This is a genomic window from Kitasatospora sp. NPDC059827 (genome assembly GCF_042731675.1).
In the GTDB taxonomy this organism is placed as follows: domain Bacteria; phylum Actinomycetota; class Actinomycetes; order Streptomycetales; family Streptomycetaceae; genus Kitasatospora.
Window position 1 is genome coordinate 1 of the sequence record NZ_JBHWIV010000038.1, and the last position, 17,638, is coordinate 17,638.

At 74.6% G+C, this 17,638-nt stretch carries 18 protein-coding genes; 12 read left to right on the forward strand and 6 right to left on the reverse strand.

Annotation, left to right across the window (positions count from 1 at the left end):
* Nucleotides 1-97 precede the first annotated feature (97 nt).
* Nucleotides 98-484 (reverse strand): VOC family protein, encoded by a 387-nt coding sequence (locus ACFV8H_RS23300; RefSeq protein ID WP_380403073.1) that lies wholly within the window; start codon nucleotides 482-484, stop codon nucleotides 98-100.
* A gap of 4 nt (nucleotides 485-488) precedes the next feature.
* Complete coding sequence (locus ACFV8H_RS23305) at nucleotides 489-656, reverse strand: hypothetical protein (RefSeq protein WP_380403076.1); 168 nt, start codon at nucleotides 654-656, stop codon at nucleotides 489-491.
* A gap of 281 nt (nucleotides 657-937) precedes the next feature.
* Here ACFV8H_RS23305 and ACFV8H_RS23310 point away from each other — a divergent pair, with 281 nt between their 5' ends.
* From ACFV8H_RS23310 to ACFV8H_RS23320, 3 genes are read left to right on the forward strand one after another with little or no spacing between them, the layout of a single operon-like run.
* Nucleotides 938-1,705, forward strand: a complete 768-nt coding sequence (locus tag ACFV8H_RS23310; RefSeq protein WP_380403079.1) for an SDR family NAD(P)-dependent oxidoreductase — start codon at nucleotides 938-940, stop codon at nucleotides 1,703-1,705.
* Nucleotides 1,706-1,735: 30 nt separating this feature from the next.
* Nucleotides 1,736-2,101 carry a MerR family transcriptional regulator gene (locus tag ACFV8H_RS23315; protein WP_380403081.1) on the forward strand — a complete coding sequence of 122 codons (366 nt, stop codon included), beginning with the start codon at nucleotides 1,736-1,738 and terminating at the stop codon, nucleotides 2,099-2,101.
* A 51-nt stretch (nucleotides 2,102-2,152) separates the two neighbouring features.
* The gene (locus ACFV8H_RS23320; RefSeq protein ID WP_380403083.1) at nucleotides 2,153-3,688 is read left to right on the forward strand and encodes an AMP-binding protein; all 1,536 of its coding nucleotides are present in this window, start codon (nucleotides 2,153-2,155) and stop codon (nucleotides 3,686-3,688) included.
* Here ACFV8H_RS23320 and ACFV8H_RS23325 read toward each other — a convergent pair.
* A complete protein-coding gene (locus ACFV8H_RS23325) occupies nucleotides 3,681-4,502 on the reverse strand; it encodes a LuxR C-terminal-related transcriptional regulator (protein ID WP_380403086.1) in 822 nt (273 codons plus the stop codon). The genes ACFV8H_RS23320 and ACFV8H_RS23325 overlap by 8 nt on opposite strands.
* 148 nt (nucleotides 4,503-4,650) lie before the next feature.
* On the opposite strand from ACFV8H_RS23325, the gene ACFV8H_RS23330 reads away from it, so the two are divergent.
* On the forward strand, nucleotides 4,651-5,502 hold the full coding sequence (locus ACFV8H_RS23330; RefSeq protein WP_380403089.1) for a TIGR03084 family metal-binding protein: 852 nt from the start codon (nucleotides 4,651-4,653) through the stop codon (nucleotides 5,500-5,502).
* A gap of 65 nt (nucleotides 5,503-5,567) precedes the next feature.
* Complete coding sequence (locus ACFV8H_RS23335) at nucleotides 5,568-6,125, forward strand: Uma2 family endonuclease (protein ID WP_380403092.1); 558 nt, start codon at nucleotides 5,568-5,570, stop codon at nucleotides 6,123-6,125.
* A 23-nt stretch (nucleotides 6,126-6,148) separates the two neighbouring features.
* On the opposite strand, the gene ACFV8H_RS23340 is transcribed toward ACFV8H_RS23335, so the two are convergent.
* Genes ACFV8H_RS23340 through ACFV8H_RS23350 form a run of 3 tightly spaced genes read right to left on the reverse strand, consistent with a single transcriptional unit; the run spans nucleotide 6,149 to nucleotide 12,146 of the window.
* The gene (locus ACFV8H_RS23340; RefSeq protein WP_380403095.1) at nucleotides 6,149-9,430 is read right to left on the reverse strand and encodes an error-prone DNA polymerase; all 3,282 of its coding nucleotides are present in this window, start codon (nucleotides 9,428-9,430) and stop codon (nucleotides 6,149-6,151) included.
* A gap of 60 nt (nucleotides 9,431-9,490) precedes the next feature.
* Nucleotides 9,491-11,245 (reverse strand): DNA polymerase Y family protein, encoded by a 1,755-nt coding sequence (locus tag ACFV8H_RS23345; protein ID WP_380403098.1) that lies wholly within the window; start codon nucleotides 11,243-11,245, stop codon nucleotides 9,491-9,493.
* A 1-nt stretch (nucleotide 11,246) separates the two neighbouring features.
* Nucleotides 11,247-12,146, reverse strand: coding sequence for a hypothetical protein (locus tag ACFV8H_RS23350; RefSeq protein ID WP_380403101.1), 900 nt, complete (start codon nucleotides 12,144-12,146; stop codon nucleotides 11,247-11,249).
* A 168-nt stretch (nucleotides 12,147-12,314) separates the two neighbouring features.
* Between ACFV8H_RS23350 and ACFV8H_RS23355 the strand changes: the two genes are divergently transcribed.
* The 7 genes from ACFV8H_RS23355 to ACFV8H_RS23385 all read left to right on the forward strand — a co-directional run bounded on the left by ACFV8H_RS23355 (nucleotide 12,315) and on the right by ACFV8H_RS23385 (nucleotide 17,595).
* Complete coding sequence (locus tag ACFV8H_RS23355) at nucleotides 12,315-12,971, forward strand: ArsR/SmtB family transcription factor (protein WP_380403103.1); 657 nt, start codon at nucleotides 12,315-12,317, stop codon at nucleotides 12,969-12,971.
* Nucleotides 12,968-13,714 carry an SRPBCC domain-containing protein gene (locus tag ACFV8H_RS23360; RefSeq protein ID WP_380403105.1) on the forward strand — a complete coding sequence of 249 codons (747 nt, stop codon included), beginning with the start codon at nucleotides 12,968-12,970 and terminating at the stop codon, nucleotides 13,712-13,714. Before ACFV8H_RS23355 ends, ACFV8H_RS23360 begins: the two co-directional genes overlap by 4 nt.
* 111 nt (nucleotides 13,715-13,825) lie before the next feature.
* Nucleotides 13,826-14,398 (forward strand): dihydrofolate reductase family protein, encoded by a 573-nt coding sequence (locus ACFV8H_RS23365; protein ID WP_380403108.1) that lies wholly within the window; start codon nucleotides 13,826-13,828, stop codon nucleotides 14,396-14,398.
* Nucleotides 14,399-14,508: 110 nt separating this feature from the next.
* A complete protein-coding gene (locus ACFV8H_RS23370; protein ID WP_375891202.1) occupies nucleotides 14,509-14,817 on the forward strand; it encodes a DUF6191 domain-containing protein in 309 nt (102 codons plus the stop codon).
* Between the two features lie 101 nt (nucleotides 14,818-14,918).
* Complete coding sequence (locus tag ACFV8H_RS23375; RefSeq protein ID WP_380403110.1) at nucleotides 14,919-15,509, forward strand: DinB family protein; 591 nt, start codon at nucleotides 14,919-14,921, stop codon at nucleotides 15,507-15,509.
* Nucleotides 15,510-15,652: 143 nt separating this feature from the next.
* A complete protein-coding gene (locus tag ACFV8H_RS23380; RefSeq protein WP_380403113.1) occupies nucleotides 15,653-16,093 on the forward strand; it encodes a hypothetical protein in 441 nt (146 codons plus the stop codon).
* A 329-nt stretch (nucleotides 16,094-16,422) separates the two neighbouring features.
* A complete protein-coding gene (locus ACFV8H_RS23385; RefSeq protein WP_380403116.1) occupies nucleotides 16,423-17,595 on the forward strand; it encodes an SUKH-4 family immunity protein in 1,173 nt (390 codons plus the stop codon).
* Nucleotides 17,596-17,638 lie beyond the last annotated feature (43 nt).

The window sequence follows — 17,638 nt, forward strand, 5'->3', positions numbered from 1 at the left end:
GTCCCGCACGGGGCGCGGAACCACCCCCGGGCCGTACCCGGCCCGTACGTGACCCGGGCCGGGTACGGGGCGGTCGGCTCAGGCGGGGGCGGTCGGCTCAGGACGCGCCGGTGGCGATGCGCTCGGCCTGGCTGCGCTCGACGCACAGTTCGTTGCCCTCCGGGTCGGCCATGGTGACCCAGCCGGTGCCGTCCGGGCGGCGCTGGTCCGACACCACCGTGGCGCCCAGGGCGAGCAGGCGCTCGACCTCCTCGTCACGGCTGCGGTCCTGCGGCTGGAGGTCCAGGTGGACCCGGTTCTTCACCGTCTTGCCCTCGGGCACCTGGATGAACAGCAGGTCGGCACCGGCGGACTTCACCAGCGCCTCCGGGTCACCCGGGTTGTCGTCCTCGGCGAGGGTGCCGTCCAGCACCTTCGCCCAGAAGTCCGCGAGGGCGAACGGGTCCGCGCAGTCGATCGTCACATGTCGTACCAGAGAAGCCATGGGCTCACTCTGGCCGGTGCCGTTCGGACGTGTCCAGCCTTTTCCGGCAGTGCCGGTGCCCGTCCAGCGGGTACGACGGCGGGAAGGCCGGGACGATCTCCGCGAACGCGTAGCCGCTCTTCTCCGCGACCCGGCAGGAGGCGTCGTTGTCGCCCTCGTGCAGCAGCTCCATCCGGACCAGGCCGTCCGCGGCGAAGACCTCGAAGGCCCAGACGGTGACGTGCCGTCCCGGTAGGCCTCGATCAGGGCCGGGGCGTCGGCGTCCTCGAAGGGACGCCGCAGCAGGCCGTCCGCCGTCGGGAAGGTGGTCAGGGCCGGGTCGGGTCGGTGGTGGTTCATGGTGCTCTCCCCCTGGGTTCGAACCGCTGCACGATCTTCCTGACGGACGGCCGACCACCGGTCGACGGTTGCGGCTTGACCTTGACGCTGGCGGCAGGGTCGGAGAGTGCTCCCATGAGCGAACAGAACGAAGCGGGGACGGGTCGGGTCGTGGTGGTCACCGGGGCCGGGACGGGCATCGGGCGGGAGACCGCGCGGGCCTTCGCGGCCGAGGGCGCCCGGGTGGTGGCGGTCGGGCGGCGCCCCGGGCCGCTGGCGGAGGCGGCGGCCGCGTACCCGGGACTGATCGAGCCGCTGGTCTCGGACGTCACCGGACCGGACGCCCCGGAGCGGATCGTCGGAACGGCCCTGGAGCGGTACGGGCGGCTCGACGTACTGGTGAACAACGCCGGCATCGTGCAGAACACCCAGCGCCTCGGCGACTTCCACCAGAACGGCATCGAGACGCTGTTGGCCACCAACCTGGTCGCCCCGGTGCTGCTCGGCCAGGCCGCGCTGCCCGCACTGGCCGAGAGCCGGGGAGTGGTGGTCAACGTCAGCACCGCCGTCGGACAGCGCGGCGGGCCGACCAACTCGGTGTACGCGGCGGGCAAGGCGGCGCTGGAGACGATCACCCGCAGCTGGGCGGTCGAGCTGGCGCCGCGCGGCATCCGGGTGGTCGCGGTGGCGCCCGGGGCGATCGACACCCCGATCGGCGAGCACTCCGGTTTCAGCCCCGAGCTGTCGGCGGCGATCCTGGAGTGGCAGTTGAGGCTCACCCCGCTGGGCCGGATCGGGCGGCCCGCCGAGGTGGCCTGGGCGATCACCCAACTCGCCTCGCCGCAGGCCTCGTTCGTGACCGGCGTAGTGTTGTCCGTGGACGGGGGCGCGCTGGTGGCCTGAGGAACCGACGGACGGGCGGGCGGGGCGGCGGTGCGGATCGGTGAACTGGCGCGGCGGACGGGCAGTACGGCCCGGGCGCTGCGGCACTACGAGCAGGCCGGGCTGATCGACTCCGAGCGGGCGGCCAACGGCTACCGGGAGTACCGGGATTCGGCGGTCCCGCGGGTACGCAACATCCGCGCCCTGGTCGCCGCCGGGCTCACCATGGAGGACCTCCGGCCGATGCTCACCTGCCTGGACGGGGACGTCCTCGCCCGGCCGCCGTCCGAGCGGGTGCTGGGGATCGTCCGGGAGCGGCTGGCGGCGCTGGAACGCCGGATCGCCGCCCAGACCGAGGCCCGGGACCGGCTGCTGGTGGCGCTGACGGCGGCCGAGCGGCTGGGTTCGAACGGGTGACACCCCCGATCGGGGGTGTGCAGCGGGCGTGCGGGATAGGACAGTGGGCGCATGCAGATTCCACTCTCCGTGATGGACTTCCTCGACCGGGCCGAGCTGGTCTACGGCGACCGGGTCGGCATCGTCGACGAGCCGGTGCAACCGGCCGAATCCTGGGGCGAGCTGAGCTACCGGCGGATCGCCGAGCTCGCCCGGGCCCAGGCCGCCGGGCTGGACCGGCTCGGCGTCGGTCCGGGCGAGCGGGTCGCGGTCGTCTCGCACAACTCGGCCCGGCTGCTCACCGCCTTCTTCGGGGTGAGCGGGTACGGCCGGGTACTGGTGCCGGTCAACTTCCGGCTGCGGGCCGAGGAGGTCGCGTACATCGTCGAGCAGAGCGGTGCCTCCGTGCTGCTGGTCGACCCCGAACTCGCCGACGCGCTGCACGGGGTGGTGGCCAAGCACAAGTTCGTGCTCGGCGCGGACAGTGACGCGCTGCTGTACGACTTCGACCACGCGCCCCGCCGGTACGCGATCTCCGAGAACGACACCGCGACCATCAACTACACCAGCGGAACCACCGCCCGCCCCAAGGGGGTTCAGCTCACCCACCGCAACGTGTGGCTGAACGCGACGCTGATGGGCCTGCACTACGGCGCGAACGACCGGGACGTGTACCTGCACACCCTGCCGATGTTCCACGCCAACGGCTGGGGCCTGCCGTTCTCGCTCACCGGACTCGGCGCCCGGCACATCGTGCTGCGCAAGGTGGACGGCGCCGAGATCCTGCGCCGGGTCGAGCGGCACGGGGTGACCTTCCTGTCCGGCGCGCCCGCCGTGGTGCAGATGGTGCTGGACGCGGCCGCCGACTGGGACGGCCCGGTGCCCGGCCGGGACAGGGTGCGGATGATCGTGGCCGGCGCCCCGCCGCCGACCTCGGTGGTGCAGCAGGTCGAGGAGCAGCTGGGCTGGGAGTTCATGCAGCTCTACGGCCTGACCGAGACCGCGCCGATCGTCACCGTCAACCGCTCGCGCGCCGAGTGGGACGCCCTGCCGGCCGCCGAACGGGCCGAGAAGCTGGTGCAGGCCGGCGCGCCCGCGCTCGGCACCCAGCTGCGGGTCGACGCCCAGGGCGAGGTGCTGGTGCGCTCCAACACCGTGCTGGACGGGTACTGGCAGCAGCCGGAGGCGAGCGCCGAGGCGCTGCGGGACGAGTGGTTCCACACCGGCGACGGCGGCACCCTCACCGACGGCCAACTGTCCATCTCGGACCGGAAGAAGGACGTCATCATCAGCGGCGGGGAGAACGTCTCCTCGATCGAGGTGGAGGACTGCCTGTACGGCCACCCGGCGGTGGCCGAGGTCGCGGTGATCGGGGTGCCGCACGAGAAGTGGGGCGAGACGGTCAAGGCCCTGGTGGTACTCCGGGAGGACCGGGCGGCCGTCACCGAGGCGGAGTTGATCGCGCACTGCAAGCAGCGGCTGGCCGGCTACAAGTCGCCGACCTCGGTGGAGTTCCGGGCCGAGCTGCCGCGCACGGCCACCGGGAAGCTGCAGAAGTTCCGGCTGCGCGAGCCGTACTGGAGCGGGCGGGAGCGCCAGGTCAACTGACGAGTCCGGTCTCCCTGGCCGCCAGGGCGAGTTCGGTCCGGTTGCGGACGCCGAGCTTGTGCATAGCGGACTTGAGGTAGCCGGTCACGGTGTTGCAGGTCAGGCCCAGGTGGGCGGCGATCTCCGGATTGGTCCGGCCGGTCGCCGCCCAGCGAAGCACCTCGTGCTCGCGCCGGGTCAACGGCCGTGCGGGCGGCACCGGTTCGGGCTTCGTACGGCTCCAGGCCGCCGCCCCGGCGAGCGCCCGGGCGGCCGTCGCCGCCAGTCGGCCGACGGCGGAGATCCGGACGTCCCCGAACGGGACGACGGTGCGCAGCGAGGCGTACACCACGCCGTGCACGGTGTCGCCGTCCAGCAGCGGGACGGTGAGCATCGCGTACAGGTCGTCGGCGGCCACGGCCGCGTCGTACTGGTGCGAAATGGTCGTGGCCGCACGGTAGTCGGGCACCCAGGTGGGCGCGCGCTCGGCGAGCGCCCGGCCGCCGAGGCCGAGGCCGGCCGGGACGGGCACGTCGTGCAGCAGGTCCGCCCGGGTGCCGGCCCAGTGGCGCAGCACCATGCCCTCGCTGCCGGGGCGGCGGCCGGGCAGCGGCTCGGGCACGCCGACCAGCCCGACATCGGCGCCGCACTCGGCCACCACCCGGCGGGCGAGGTCACCGAGCACCGCGCGGCGCACCAGCTCGGCGGCGCGGGCGGCGAGTTCGGGGTCGTCGGAGTCGGTGGGGTGGTGAAGGCGGTGGGGGCGCTCGGGGTGGTGGGGGCGCTCGGGGGCGCCGAACGGCACGGCAGTGAGGGGGTCCGCAGCCCTGGTCATCGCGGAATTGTCACACGCGGTGCGACCGGAGGCGAGAGTCCTGACGTGCGTGTTCCGTGGAGTGGCGGGCGTCGGCGCCGGTCGGGGCGTAGGGTGCGGCCGCGGGCTACCGACGAGTAGCAACCGCGCCGAGCGGAGGGAAGAACCGATGACCGACCCCGACACCCCCGACACCCCGGGCACGCCGGGCGCCCCGGGCCACGTCCTGCCCGGCCTGCTGGCCGACCTGCGGGCCGAGAGCGCCGTCCTGGACGGGCTGGTGGCCGGACTGTCGGCCGCGGACTGGGCCGCGCCCACCCCGGCCGAGGGCTGGACGGTCGCGCACCAGATCGCCCACCTGGCCTGGACCGACGACTGGACGGCACTGGCCACCCGCGACCCGGAGGGCTTCACCGCCTCCCTCGGCGGCCGCTTCACCCAGCTGCTGGCCGCCGGCGCCGACCCGGTCGAGGACGGCGCCCGGGAGGGTGCGGCCGCCGAACCCGCCGCCCTGCTCGCCCGCTGGCGGGCCGGGCGGGCGCAGGTACAGGCCGCCCTCGCCGCCGCCCCCGCCGACGTCCGGCTGCCCTGGTTCGGCCCGCCGATGAAGCCCGCCTCGATGGCCACCGCCCGACTGATGGAGACCTGGGCGCACGGCCAGGACGTCGCGGACGCGCTGGGCACGACCCGGGAACCCACCGACCGGCTGCGGCACATCGCCCACCTGGGCCTGCGCACCCTCGGCTTCGCCTTCGCGGCACACGGCCTGCCCGCGCCGCAGCGCCCGGTGCGACTCGAACTGACCGCACCCGACGGGGGTTCCTGGGCCTTCGGCCCGACCGACGCGATGGACGTGGTGACCGGCCCGGCCCTGGACTTCTGCCTCCTGGTCACCCAGCGCCGCCACCGCGACGACCTCGCCCTGACCGCCACCGGCCCGATCGCCACCATCTGGCTGCCGATCGCCCAGACCTTCGCCGGCCCTCCCGGCAAGGGCCGGCAGCCCGGCGCCGGAGCCTGACCGGCCCGGAGCGGGTCCGCGCATAGACTGCGAGGCGGCCGAACGCACTTACCGGAGGCGGCACCATGAGCTTCTACGAGCGGTACCGCGACTTCGTCGAGGAGGTGCTGCGCACGGCCCCCGACGGCGTCCGCGTCGAATGGTCCGGCGACACGCTGATCATGCAGGCAGCCCCTTCCAACATTCATCAGCTGGACCTCGGACTCGTCCAGCGGCAGTTCGAGCGCCATGCCCCGAACGGCTACATGTTCAGCGGCAACAGCGCGCTGACCACCCCCGACATGACGAAGGAGCGCTCCCCCGATCTGACCTGTCTTCCGATCGCCTCCCTGGCCCGGGAGGGCAACACCACTCCCGCTGAGGAGGCCCTCGTCGCGGTCGAGGTGGTCTCGCCGTCCAATGCGGGGAACGACTGGGTGGACAAGCTCCGCGACTACGCGGTGATGCGCGTCCCGCTCTACCTGATCATCGATCCGCGGGAGGGCACCGTCACGCTGTTCTCCGAACCGAACCACGACCGCTACCACGTGCGGCACGACCGGAAGTTCGGGGACAGCATGCGCGTTCCTGAGCCGTTCGACTTCGAGCTGGACCTGAGCGGGCTGGTGCGCTACCCCGACTGAGCGCGACCGAGTGGCACAAGGGCTCAGAGGCCGATCCGGAGTGGGGTGAGGCGGGTGGCGATCAGGTTGGTGGCGCCGCGGTCGCGTTCGATGTGGCCGTGCACCAGGAGGCCGGCCCGGTCCAGGGCGGTGCGGCGCTGGGACTCCCAGACCGGGCGGTTGCAGATCACGTTGATCAGGCCGGTCTCGTCCTCCAGGCTGAGGAAGAGCACCCCGCCGGCCGTCGGCGGGCGCTGGCGGTGGGTGACCAGGCCGCCGACCACCACGGCCGTTCCCGGTGGCACGTCCGGGAGTTGGGCGGCGCTGAGCGCGCCGCCGCGGTCCAGGTGGGCGCGCAGGTGCTGGAGCGGGTGGCTGGTGGCGGAGGTGCCGGTGGCCCACAGGTCGGCGATGGTCTCCTCGACCGGGCTCATCCCGGGCAGTTCCGGCGCCTCGGTACCGGGCGTGGTGCCGGGGAGCAGTTCGGCCGAGATCCCCGCGAACGCGCCCGCCGCCCACAGCGCCTGACGTCTCGTCAGGCCGAAGCAGTCGAAGGCCCCGGCCGTCGCCAGCGCCTCCAGGGCGGGCGCGGGCAGGCCGGTGCGGCGGGCGAAGTCCTCCAGGTCGGCGTACGGCTGCCCGGCCGCGATCAGCTCGGCCTGCGGGGTGCCGATGCCGCGCACCGTCTCCAGGCCGAGCCTGATGGCCGGTTGGGGCCGGCCGGCGGTCAGCGGCGGCGCGGGGGTCGGGCCCCGGTACGGCTCCAGGGTGGGGCGCGGCCCGCTGGCGTTGACGTCCACCCCGCGCACCCGTACGCCGTGCCGGCGGACGTCCGCGACCAGGCTGAGCGGCGAGTAGAAGCCCATCGGCTGGTTGGCCAGCAGGGCGCAGGTGAAGGCCGCCGGGAAGTGGTGCTTGAGCCAGGCGCTGGCGTACACCAGGTAGGCGAAGCTGATCGCGTGCGACTCCGGGAAGCCGTAGTTGGAGAAGGCCTCGATCTTGCCGTAGACGTCCTCGGCGACCTCGGCCGGGATGCCGCGCTCGGCCATCCCGGTGAGCAGCCGGTCGCGCAGCCGGGCGACCCGCTCGTGCGAGCGCTTGGCGCCCATCGCCTGGCGCAGCCGGTCGGCCTCGGCGGGCGTGAACCCCGCGCAGTCGATGGCGAGTTGCATCATCTGCTCCTGGAACAGCGGCACCCCGAGGGTCTTGCCGAGGGCGTTCTCCATCAGCGGGTGCGGGCAGCCGGGCGGCTCCGCCCCGGCGCGGCGGCGCAGGTACGGGTGGACGGAGCCGCCCTGGATCGGGCCGGGGCGGATCAGCGCGACCTCGACCACCAGGTCGTAGAAGTGGTCCGGCTTGAGCCGGGGCAGGGTGGCCATCTGCGCCCGGGACTCGACCTGGAACACGCCCACGGTGTCGGCACGGCGCAGCATCGCGTACACGCCCTCGTCGTCGCCCGGGATGCCGGCCAGGTCGTAGCGCAGGCCGTGGTGGAGCGCGATCAGGTCGCAGGCGTCGTGCAGCGCGGCGAGCATGCCGAGGCCGAGCAGGTCGATCTTCACCAGCCCGGCGCCCGCGGTGGACTCCTTGTCCCACTGGAGGACGGAGCGCCCGGGCATCCGGGCCCACTCGGTCGGGCAGATCTCCCCGATCGGCTCCCTGGTGAGCACCATGCCGCCCGAGTGGATGCCCAGGTGGCGCGGCAGGCCGTGGAGTTGGGCGGCGAGCGAGAGCACGTCGGCGGGGATGACGGCGTCCGCGCCGGGGGCGGAACGGAAGTCGGTCTGCCGGCTGAAGGCGTCCACCTGCCCCTGCGGGTAGCCGAGCACCCGGGCGGCGTCGCGGATCGCCAGCCGGGGGCGGTAGGTGATCACGTTGGCGACCTGGGCGGCGTGCTCGCGCCCGTAGCGGCGGTAGACGTACTGGATGACCTCCTCGCGGCGGCGGTTCTCGATGTCCAGGTCGATGTCGGGCGGGCCGTCCCGGGCGGTGGACAGGAAGCGCTCGAACAGCAGCTTGTAGTGGATCGGGTCGACGGCGGTGATCCCGAGGGCGTAGCAGACCGCCGAGTTGGCGGCCGAGCCGCGGCCCTGGCACCAGATGTCCTGGCTCCGGCAGAAGTCCACGATGTCGTGGACGATCAGGAAGTAGCCGGCCAGGTCGAGGTCCTCGATCACGTTCAGCTCCTTGGCGAGCTGACGGCGGGCGGCGGCGTTGCCGGGGCCGAAGCGGGCCGGGCCGCCGGCCGCGACCAGGGCGCGCAGGTGGCCGATCTCGGTCTCCCCCTCGGGGACGGGGTAGCCGGGCAGTTCCGGGTCCAGCTTGGCGAAGTCGAAGGCGCAGGCCCGGCCGAGTTCGGCGGTGGCCCGCCGCACGCCGGGGAAGCGGGCCAGCCGGGCGGCCATCTCCCGGCCCGAGCGCAGGTGCGCGGTGCCGGAGGCCCTCGTCCAGCCGGCCGCCTCCTGGAGCGTGCGGCGCCCGTGCAGGGCGGCCAGGCTCTGGGCGAGCCGGCCCTGGGCGGGGCCGGCGTGGTGGGCGTTGGTGGAGGCGACGACGGGCAGCCGCAGCTCTCCGGCGAGCGCGGCGAGGGCGTCGTTGCGCCGGTCGTCGCCGGGCAACCACTGGTCGATCAGCTCGACGTACACGTTCTCGCGGCCGAACGCCTCGGTGAGGGTGCGCAGTCGCTGCTCCGCCCCGCCGGTCGCGAGGGCCGCCGGGACCCGGCCGAGGCGGCAGCCGGTGAGCACCGCCCAGTGGCCGTCGTGCGCCCCGGCGAGCGCGGCGAAGTCGTACGCCGGACGGCCCTTGGCGCCGCCGGCCAGTTGGGCGGCGGCGATCGCGGCGGAGAGACGGCGGTAGCCGGCCGGGTCACGGGCCAGGACGAGCAGATGCTCGACGTCCTCGGCACCCGCGCCCTTCGCACCGTGACGGATCGTCAGCTCGGCACCGAAGGCGGTGGCCACGCCCGTCCCCCGGGCCGCCTCGGCGAGCCGGACCGCTCCGTACAGGCCGTCGTGGTCGGTGATCGCCAGGGTCTCCACGCCCAGCCGGGCCGCCTCGGCGACCAGGTCCTCCGGGTCGCTGGCGCCGTCCAGGAAGCTGAAGGCGGAGTGGACGTGCAGTTCGGCCCAGGGTTCGGTGGGGGGTTCGGTGGGAGCTTCCTCGGTGGGGGTCTCTTCGGTGAGGGTCTCTTCGGTGGAGGTCTCCGAGGTGGGGGCTTCCTCGGTGGGGCGGCGCAGCGGGACGACCGTGCGGTCCGGCGCGGCGCCGGTCAGCCGGCGGTGCAGTTCGCTCCAGGGGACGGTGGGGTGGCTGGTGAAGCCCATCGGGGTTGCCTTCGTCGTTCTCGTACTGGTCCTGCCCCCCTGCCGCGGGCCTTCGGGCCGCTAGTCGTAGCCGGCCTCCAGGTACCACGCACCCCCCTCCACGGTGAGCAGCAGCGCCCGGCCGCCGTCCACCACCACCTGGAACCGCGCCCGGCGGCGGGCGAGCGACTGGTCCCACCAGTACTCGACCGCCGGCCAGGGCCCGGTCCAGGCCGCCACCCGCTCCTCGCGGCCCCGGGCCACGACCAGGGCCGGGCGGCCCGACACCCCCGCCCGGCCGTCCACCGTGACCGGTCGGCCGGCCTCGTCCAGCACCCGGACCGGCGCCGGCTCGCGCAGCACCACGGCCGGCCAGAGGTCCGCCGACCGCTCCGCCAGCCGCCCCGGCCAGGGCGCGTCCGCCGCGGCCGCCGCCTCGTACGGCTCGCCCCACGGCACCCGGACCTGCTGCTCGCCCGGACCACGCCCACCGGCCGGCTCGATCCGGCGCAACCCGGCGTGCCCGAGCACCGCCTGCACCCGGGCCACCGCGCGCTCCACCCGGTCGTCCGCGACGGCCTGGCCCCACAGGGCGAGCTGGCGGCCCTGGTCCGGGGAGAGGCCGTCGGGGGCGAGGCGGAGCAGGGCGAAGCCCTCCTCGGCCCCGGGGCTGCCGGGGCTGCCGGGGTCGCTGGGGCTGCTGGGGCCGCTGGTGAAGGTGCCCATGCCCTGCCAGGCCTGGAGCTGCCAGCGGACCCGTTCGGCCAGGGCCGTCGCGGACAGCCGGCCCTCGTGCCGCCACAGCCGGGAGACCGTCCGGCCGTCCGCGCAGGCCACCTCGACCGCCACCCGACGGCAGGTCAGCCCGGCTCCGGCCAGCCGCCGGTGCAGCTGCTCGGCCAGCGTGCGGGCGACGAACACCAGCGGCTCGGTCGACGGCTCCGGCGGGTCGAAGCGCTGCTCGACGGCGAGGTCCGGTTCCTCGCCGCGCGGCACCAGCGGGCGCGGCTGCAGGCCGCGGGCCAGCCGGTGCGCGACCGTCCCGGTCGGGCCGAAGCGGTCCGCGACCGCCTCGGGCGGCAGCGCGGCGAAGGCCCCGACGGTGGGCAGGCCGAGCCGCCCCAGCAGCTCGGCCAGCGTCTCGTCACCCAGCGTGGCCACCGGGTAGGGGGCGAGGAACTCCGCCGTACGACCGGCGGGCACCAGCACCCCGGCGCGGGCGGCGAGCACAGCGGCGAACAGGCCGTCGGCGACGCCGATCCGGGCGCGGGGGGCGGTCGGAGCGGCGGGTTCGGTGGCGGGTTCGGTGGCCGGTGCGGCGGTGGGTCCGGAAGCCGGTGCGGCGGGCGGGCCTGGGGTGGCGGGCGGGTCGGGCGGGCCTGGCGTGGCGGGCACTGCCACCGCGCCGGGGACGGCATCCGGGACGGGCGGTCGCCCGAGGGCGTCCGCCACCGCCGCGCCGACCAGGGCCGCGAGCGCCTCCTCGCCGCCGAAGTAGCGGCCCGGCCCCTTCACCGGAATGGCGCACAGACCCGGGCGGATCACCTCCACCCGGGGCGTGAACGCCTCCACCGCCGCGACCACCGGCTCGAAGCGGCGGGTCTCCGCCTCCGGGTCGCGGTCGCGCAGCTCCAGTTCCGGGCAGAGCCGCTGGGCCAGCTTGAGCCGCTGCCCCTGCCGTACCCCGGCGGCCCGGGCGCCCGCGGAGCAGGCGAGGATCCGGCCGGCCTCGGTCACGGCCACCGGGTCGTCACCGGTGACGGCCACCACCGGCCAGTCCGGGCACCAGACCACCAGGACCCTGGGGGTCCGGTCGCCGTCGGGCGTCGTCGGCATGTCACACCACCGCCGCCACGAGCGGGGCCGCCGCGGGCACGGCGGGTACGGCGGGTACGGCGGCGGGGACGGCAGGAACGACCACAGGCACGACGGCGGGAACGGCGGGGACGGCTGCGGGGCCCGGGGGAACGGCGAGGGGCTGCGGCTGCTCCCGGACCGGGCGCACCGCGCCGTGCTCGTCCGGCAGCCAGAGCCGGGCCGTCCGGCCGCGCACCGCCGAACCGCGCCCCTCGGCCACCACCTCCACCTGCCGCCCGGCGAGCTGCCCGTAGCCGTCCCCCAGCCCGAACCAGCGCCCGGACCGCACCCCCAGCCGCAGCACCGCCCCCGGCCACGGCCCGGCCACCAGCAGCACGCAGCCGGTGCGCCGCAGCACGGCGGCCAGACGGGCGGCCAGCTTCGGGGGCACCGGCCCGTCCGGGCGCAGCATGATCAGTTCGACCGCGCCGGCCAGCACCGACACCACCTCGGGCCAGTGCCGCCCCGGGTCGTCGGCGACCAGCAGGCGGCGCAGGTCCAGCCCGTACCCCTCGGCGGCGGCGAGACCCAGCTCCGGCAGCCCGACCGCGGCCGCCCAGCCGCCCCCGGTCTCCCGGACCCCGGCGGCCAGCGCGAGCAGCAGTCCGGCCTCCCCGCCCGCCACCGACACCGCCGTCCCGCGCCGCAGTCCGCCGTCCGGCAGCACCTCGCGCAGGGCGGGCACCACTGGCACCAGTCCGCGCCCGGCCGCCTGCCCAGCCGTCGACCCGTCCGTCCGCCCGTCCGTCAACCCGTCCGTCAACCCGTCCGTCCGCCCGTCCTCGGACGCGGGCACGGCAGCCGGGAGCGCCACCGGCCGCAGCACGGGGCGTGCGGGCTGCTCGACGGTGGATTCGAAAAAAGGTTCGAAAACGGGCACAGCCCCAGGATCGAACATCCGTTCGCAAAGATTCAAGTCCACCTCACCACCCCCATCCATCACGCTCCGTGTCGGATGCGCCGAATGCCGGAGCCCCCTTGGCTCTTTCAGGTGACCGACAACCCTTTTTTCCTTGACAAATTTTTTTGTCGGTCGGATGCTGGAGGGGTGCTGGACGTAGCCGTCATCGAAGAACCCGCCGCGGCCGAGGCCTCCCTGGACCCGATCCGGTCCCGGATCCTCGCCGCCCTCGCCGAGCCCGGCTCGGCCGCCATGCTGGCCACCCGGCTGGAACTGCCCCGGCAGAAGGTCAACTACCACCTGAAAGAACTGGAACGGCACGGACTCGTCGAACTCGCCGAGGAACGACGCAAGGGCAACGTCACCGAACGGGTGTACCGCGCCACCGCCGCCTCCTACGTGATCTCCCCCAGCGTCCTGGCCGCCGTGAGCCCCGACCCCTCCCGCTCCCCCGACCAGCTCTCCGCCCGCTGGCTGCTCGCCCTGGGCTCCCGGCTGGTGCAGGAGGTCGGGGCCCTGCTCACCGGCGCCTCCCGGGCCGGGCGGCGGGTCGCCTCCTTCGGCATCGACGCCCAGGTGCGGTTCGCCTCCGCCGCCGACCGGACGGCCTTCGCCGAGGAACTGTCCCTGGCCGTGGCCACCCTGGTCAGCCGCTACCACGACGAGTCCGCCCCCGGGGGCCGCAGCCACCGGGTGGTCGTCGGACTCCACCAGATCCCCTCGGCAGCGCAACCCGAGGACGACCGACCGCAACCCGCGGACAACCGACCGCAGCCCGAGGCCGACCAGGAGAACCGGACATGACCCACCCCTTCGAGATCGAACTGGAGACGACCCTCCCAGCGAGCCCGGAACAGGTCTGGGAGGCCATCGCCACCGGACCGGGCCTCGACTCCTGGTTCATGGGCCGCAACGAACTCGATCCGCGCGAGGGCGGAACCGCCGGCATGGAGATCGGCGGCCACCGCACGGAGGCGGTGGTCACCGCCCACGAGCCCGGCAAGCGCCTGGCCACCCGCACGGCCACCGCCGAGGACGGCCGGTTCATGGCCTTCGAGTACCTGATCGAGGGCCGGGACGGCGGCAGCACCGTGCTCCGCATCGTCCACAGCGGCCTGCTCGGCGACGACTGGCAGGACGAGTACGACGCGCTGCGCCGCGGCTGGCCGTTCCACCTGCACACGCTCCGCGAGTACCTCACCCACTTCCCCGGCCGCACCGGCACCCCGGTCTTCGCCGCCGCGCCCGGAGGCGGACGCCCGGACCCGGAGGTCCGCGGCCTGCTCGCCGACGCCCTGTCACTGCCGCTCCCGGTCACCGTGGGTGCCCGGGCCCACGCCGAACCGGCCGGACTGGCCGGACCGGCCGCACTGGACGGGGAGGTGGTCTGGGCGGACGACGAACGCTTCGAACTCCGTACCGCCGACGGGCTCTACACCTTCCACCACGGCGCGGGGACGGTGCTGATGTTCCACCACCTCTTCGGGCCCGCGACGGACGGGGCCGAAGCCGCCTGGCAGCGGTGGCTGGCCGGGCTCCTCGCCTGACCGACGCGCACGCATCGCCCGTCCGACATCCGCAGGCCCACGAGAACCGCAGAGCCACAAGAACCGCAGAGCCACGAGAACCGCAGACCCACGAGAACCGAGGAACCACCCATGCGCACCCTGATCAGCACCGCCTTCGTCTCGCTCGACGGCGTCGTCGAGGCCCCCGGCGGCGAACCCGGCTACCGGAACTCCGGATGGACCTTCAAGGACGTCGAGTTCGTCCCCGAGGCCTACGAGATCAAGGGACAGGAGCAGGAGGAGGCCACCGCGATGCTGCTGGGCCGGGTCAGCTACCAGGCGTTCAGCCCGGCCTGGCCGGACATGCCGGAGTTCGCCCGCTACAAGACGCTGCCGAAGTACGTCGTCTCCACCACCCTCACCGAGGACGACCTGGTGTCGAACTGGGGCGAGACCACCATCCTGCGCTCGGTCGACCAGGTCGCGGCCCTCAAGGAGACCGAGGGCGGGCCGATCATCCTGCACGGCAGCGCCGCCCTGAACCACAGCCTCTCGGACGCCGGCCTGATCGACCGCTACCACCTGCTCGTCTACCCGCTGCTGCTCGGCGCGGGCAAGCGCCTGTTCAGCGCCACGGACAAGGACGCCCAGAAGCTGGAGCTGGTCGAGCACCAGGTCTACGGCAACGGCCTGCAGAAGCAGATCTTCGACGTCGTGCGCTGACCGGCGTTCCCGCCGCGCGTTCCCGCCGCGCGTTCCCGCCGCACGTTCCCGGCGCGCGTTCCCGGCGTCCGGGCCTGTTGCGAACCGCCGGGGACACGGATACTCGACCCATGGGACTCCTCGTCTTCGTCACCCTGCCCGGGCTGGTGGTGCTGCTCACCGTGCTGGCCCTGGTCGACCAGTTGCTGCTGCGCGCCGGACGGGCCGGGCTGCTGCCCTGGCGGACCCCGGCGCGACAGGGCCAGATCTCCGCCACCGGCTTCGAGCAGCTGCACGCCAGCTTCTCGGCGGGCAAGCAGCACGAGCTCAAGGAGCGGCAGTCCTCGCTGATGCAGCGCGACGACGACGAGAACGGCGCACCGCGCAACCCCACCGGGGTGGACCTCGCCCGGGGCACGGCGGTGATCCGGCGGGGCTGACCGGACAGGATGGCTGACGTCCCGTCAGGCTTGAACCGGTCGGACCCACGGGTCGGGCTCAAACCGGTGGACAGGTTCCCGGCCGTCACCAGACTGATCCCATGACGGCGAACGACGACAAGAACGACCTGCGGATCTACGTCCAGGACGCCCGCGACGCCCTGTTGTGGAAGCTGGACGGCCTCTCCGAGTACGACCTCCGGCGACCGCTCACGCCCACCGGCACCAACCTGCTGGGGCTGGTCAAGCACGTCACCGGGGCCGAGGCGCTGTACCTCGGCGAGACCTTCGGGCGCCCCTTCCCCGAACCGACCCCACTGTGGATCGTCGGCACCGACGAGCCGAACGGCGACCTGTGGGCCCGGGCCGAGGAGAGCACCGAGGAGATCCTCGGGCGCTACCGCCGGGTCTGGGCGCACTCGGACGCCACCATCGAGGCGCTGCCGCTGGACGCCGTCGGCCGGCTCCCGTTCGGCGACCGCCCGCAGCAGACCCTGCACCGGGTACTCGTCCACCTGATCGCCGAGACCCACCGGCACGCCGGCCACGCCGACCTGGTCCGCGAACTCATCGACGGCACCACCGGCCAGCGCTCCGACGGCGCCAACACGGCCCCCGGCGACGCATCGTGGTGGCGGGCCCACCACGACCGGGTGGAGCAGGCGGCCCGACGGGCCGGCGGACTCGCTTGAGCCCGGGGATGGGATCGGGAGCGGGAGCGGGGACAGAGGCGGAGGCGGACACGGGGCGGGGCGTCAGGACGTCCGTACGGTGCGCGCAGTGCGGGGGCTCCGCCGTCCGGAGCATCGGCCAGTTCCTGCACCAGGGGCGGGAGTTGTGGTGGGACGCCGAGCTGCACTGCCCGTCCTGCAACCTGTACATGTGCGAGCACTCCGGGCCGGAGGCGATGCCGGCGGACGTTCGGGCGGCACTGCTGGCCGCCCACGGTCCGGCCCGGTTGCGGCTCTCCGGTCCGCTCTCCGGTCCGCTCGGCGATCCGGTGGCGGCCCTGCGGGTGCTGCGGGACGGGGCCGGGGTCACGCTCCGCGAGGTTCGCGAACTGCTGGACGAGATCCGGGAGTTCGGGCTGAGCGGGACGGCCGTCGAAATGGCGTGGTGGCAGGTGCGGCTGGCCGAGCAGGGTGTCGCGGCGGAGGTCGAGGAGGGCTTCGGGCGGGCGTACCGCTATGTGGGGCCACCGGAGTTGTACCCGTCGGGGCCGCGGTCGGCGGAGTTGCGGCCAGCGGGGATGCAGCCGTCGGAGTTGCGGCCGTAGGCCCCCGGGAATCCGGGCGGCCGACCCGTACGCGCCGAGGGCGAGTTCGCCGCCTGGACGGGCGGGCGGTGCGGCATCGTCCGGGAGGGGCACCACGTCTGCGTCTTCTGCGACGCGGACCTGCCGGAGCGGTGGAACGTGGACGAGGTGGTGCACCCGTAGGCACTGGCACGAAGGGGTGGGTGCGGACTCGCAGCTCCGGGGGGCGGGCCCGGGGGTCGGCTGCCGGCGGCCGGGGAAACCGCCGTGGCGCTGTCGGGTCGGCCCGCTAGGGTCGGGTGGGACAGGGGGCGGAACGGGGAAGGGCGGGGCACGTGGAGTGTGTGCGGGTGGCCGGGGTGCCGGGTGGCGTGGTGCACGAGGGGAGCCGGGAGTTCCTGGTGCGGGAGGGGCTGCCGGCGGCCGGGGCGTTCCTGGACTTCCGGGTGCTCGGCGGCGGCTCGCTGAAGGCCTTCCCGACCGCCGGCGCGGAGCGGCTCTTCATCCTCGGGGAGACGGACTACTGCGCCCCCTTCGCCCCCGTCGGCGACCTGGTGCTGCTGGACGGGACCACCGGCGAGGTGCTCCTCGGCAACGGCGGCCCCCGGCGGGACCGGCTGGCCTCCGACCTGCCCGCGCTGGCCGCGCTGGTACGCGAGGTGGAGGCCGTGGGCGAAGCGGCCCGGCGCCCGGAGGCGCTGGACGGACGGCGCGGGCCCGCGGTGGTGGCCGAGGTGACGGCCGGTGCCGAGCGGCGGATGCGGGAGATCGACCCCGGGCTGTTCGGGCGCGACGCCACGCCCGCGCACTGGGGTACGGCCCTGCTGGTCCGCGCACTGGGCTGGGGCGCGCTGCCCGGCGGCCCGGGCGGCCCCGCGTACCGGGTCGGCACCGAACTGGTCGCCGAGCTCGCGGCGCTGACCGACGAGGACGGCGGGGCGGGCCGGGTGCACCGGTTCCGGCCGGAGTCGCTGCCCGCTGCCCTCACCCACGAGCCGACCCGCCGGCTGCTGACCGAGGTCGGCCTGCCGCTCGGCGGCGCGATGTTCGGGGTGTGCGAGGAGCCGCTGGTCACCATGGCGGAGGCGTACCCCGAGTACTTCGACGGCGAGGAGGAACGCCCGTACCAGCGGGACTACCTCGCGCTCGGGGACTGGCCGTCCGACCTCACCATCGCCCTGGACGGCGCCACCGGGCGGCTCGAACTGCCCGACTGGTACGACGACGGGCAGCCCGAGGCCTACCTCAACCGCGACCTGACCGCCCTGCTCTACGCCCTGTGGACGTACGAGCGGCTGCGCGCCGAGTGGGAGCGCTGGGAGCACGGCCGGGAGCGCGGCGGCGAGCACAGCGACGAGCACGGCCGGGGCCGGGACACCTGGGCGGTGTTCGACCCGCAGTCGCTGCTGAGCACCGTGGTGGACCGGCTGGTCGAGGGCGTCGACCCGGAGGCCTTCGCCTCGCCCGGGCGGTCCTGGCGGCTGCTCGCGGAGGACGGGCACCTGGGCGGGCTTCTCGGCTGAACGGCGGGGGACGCTCCTCCCTCGGCCGGTACCGCCGCGCCGG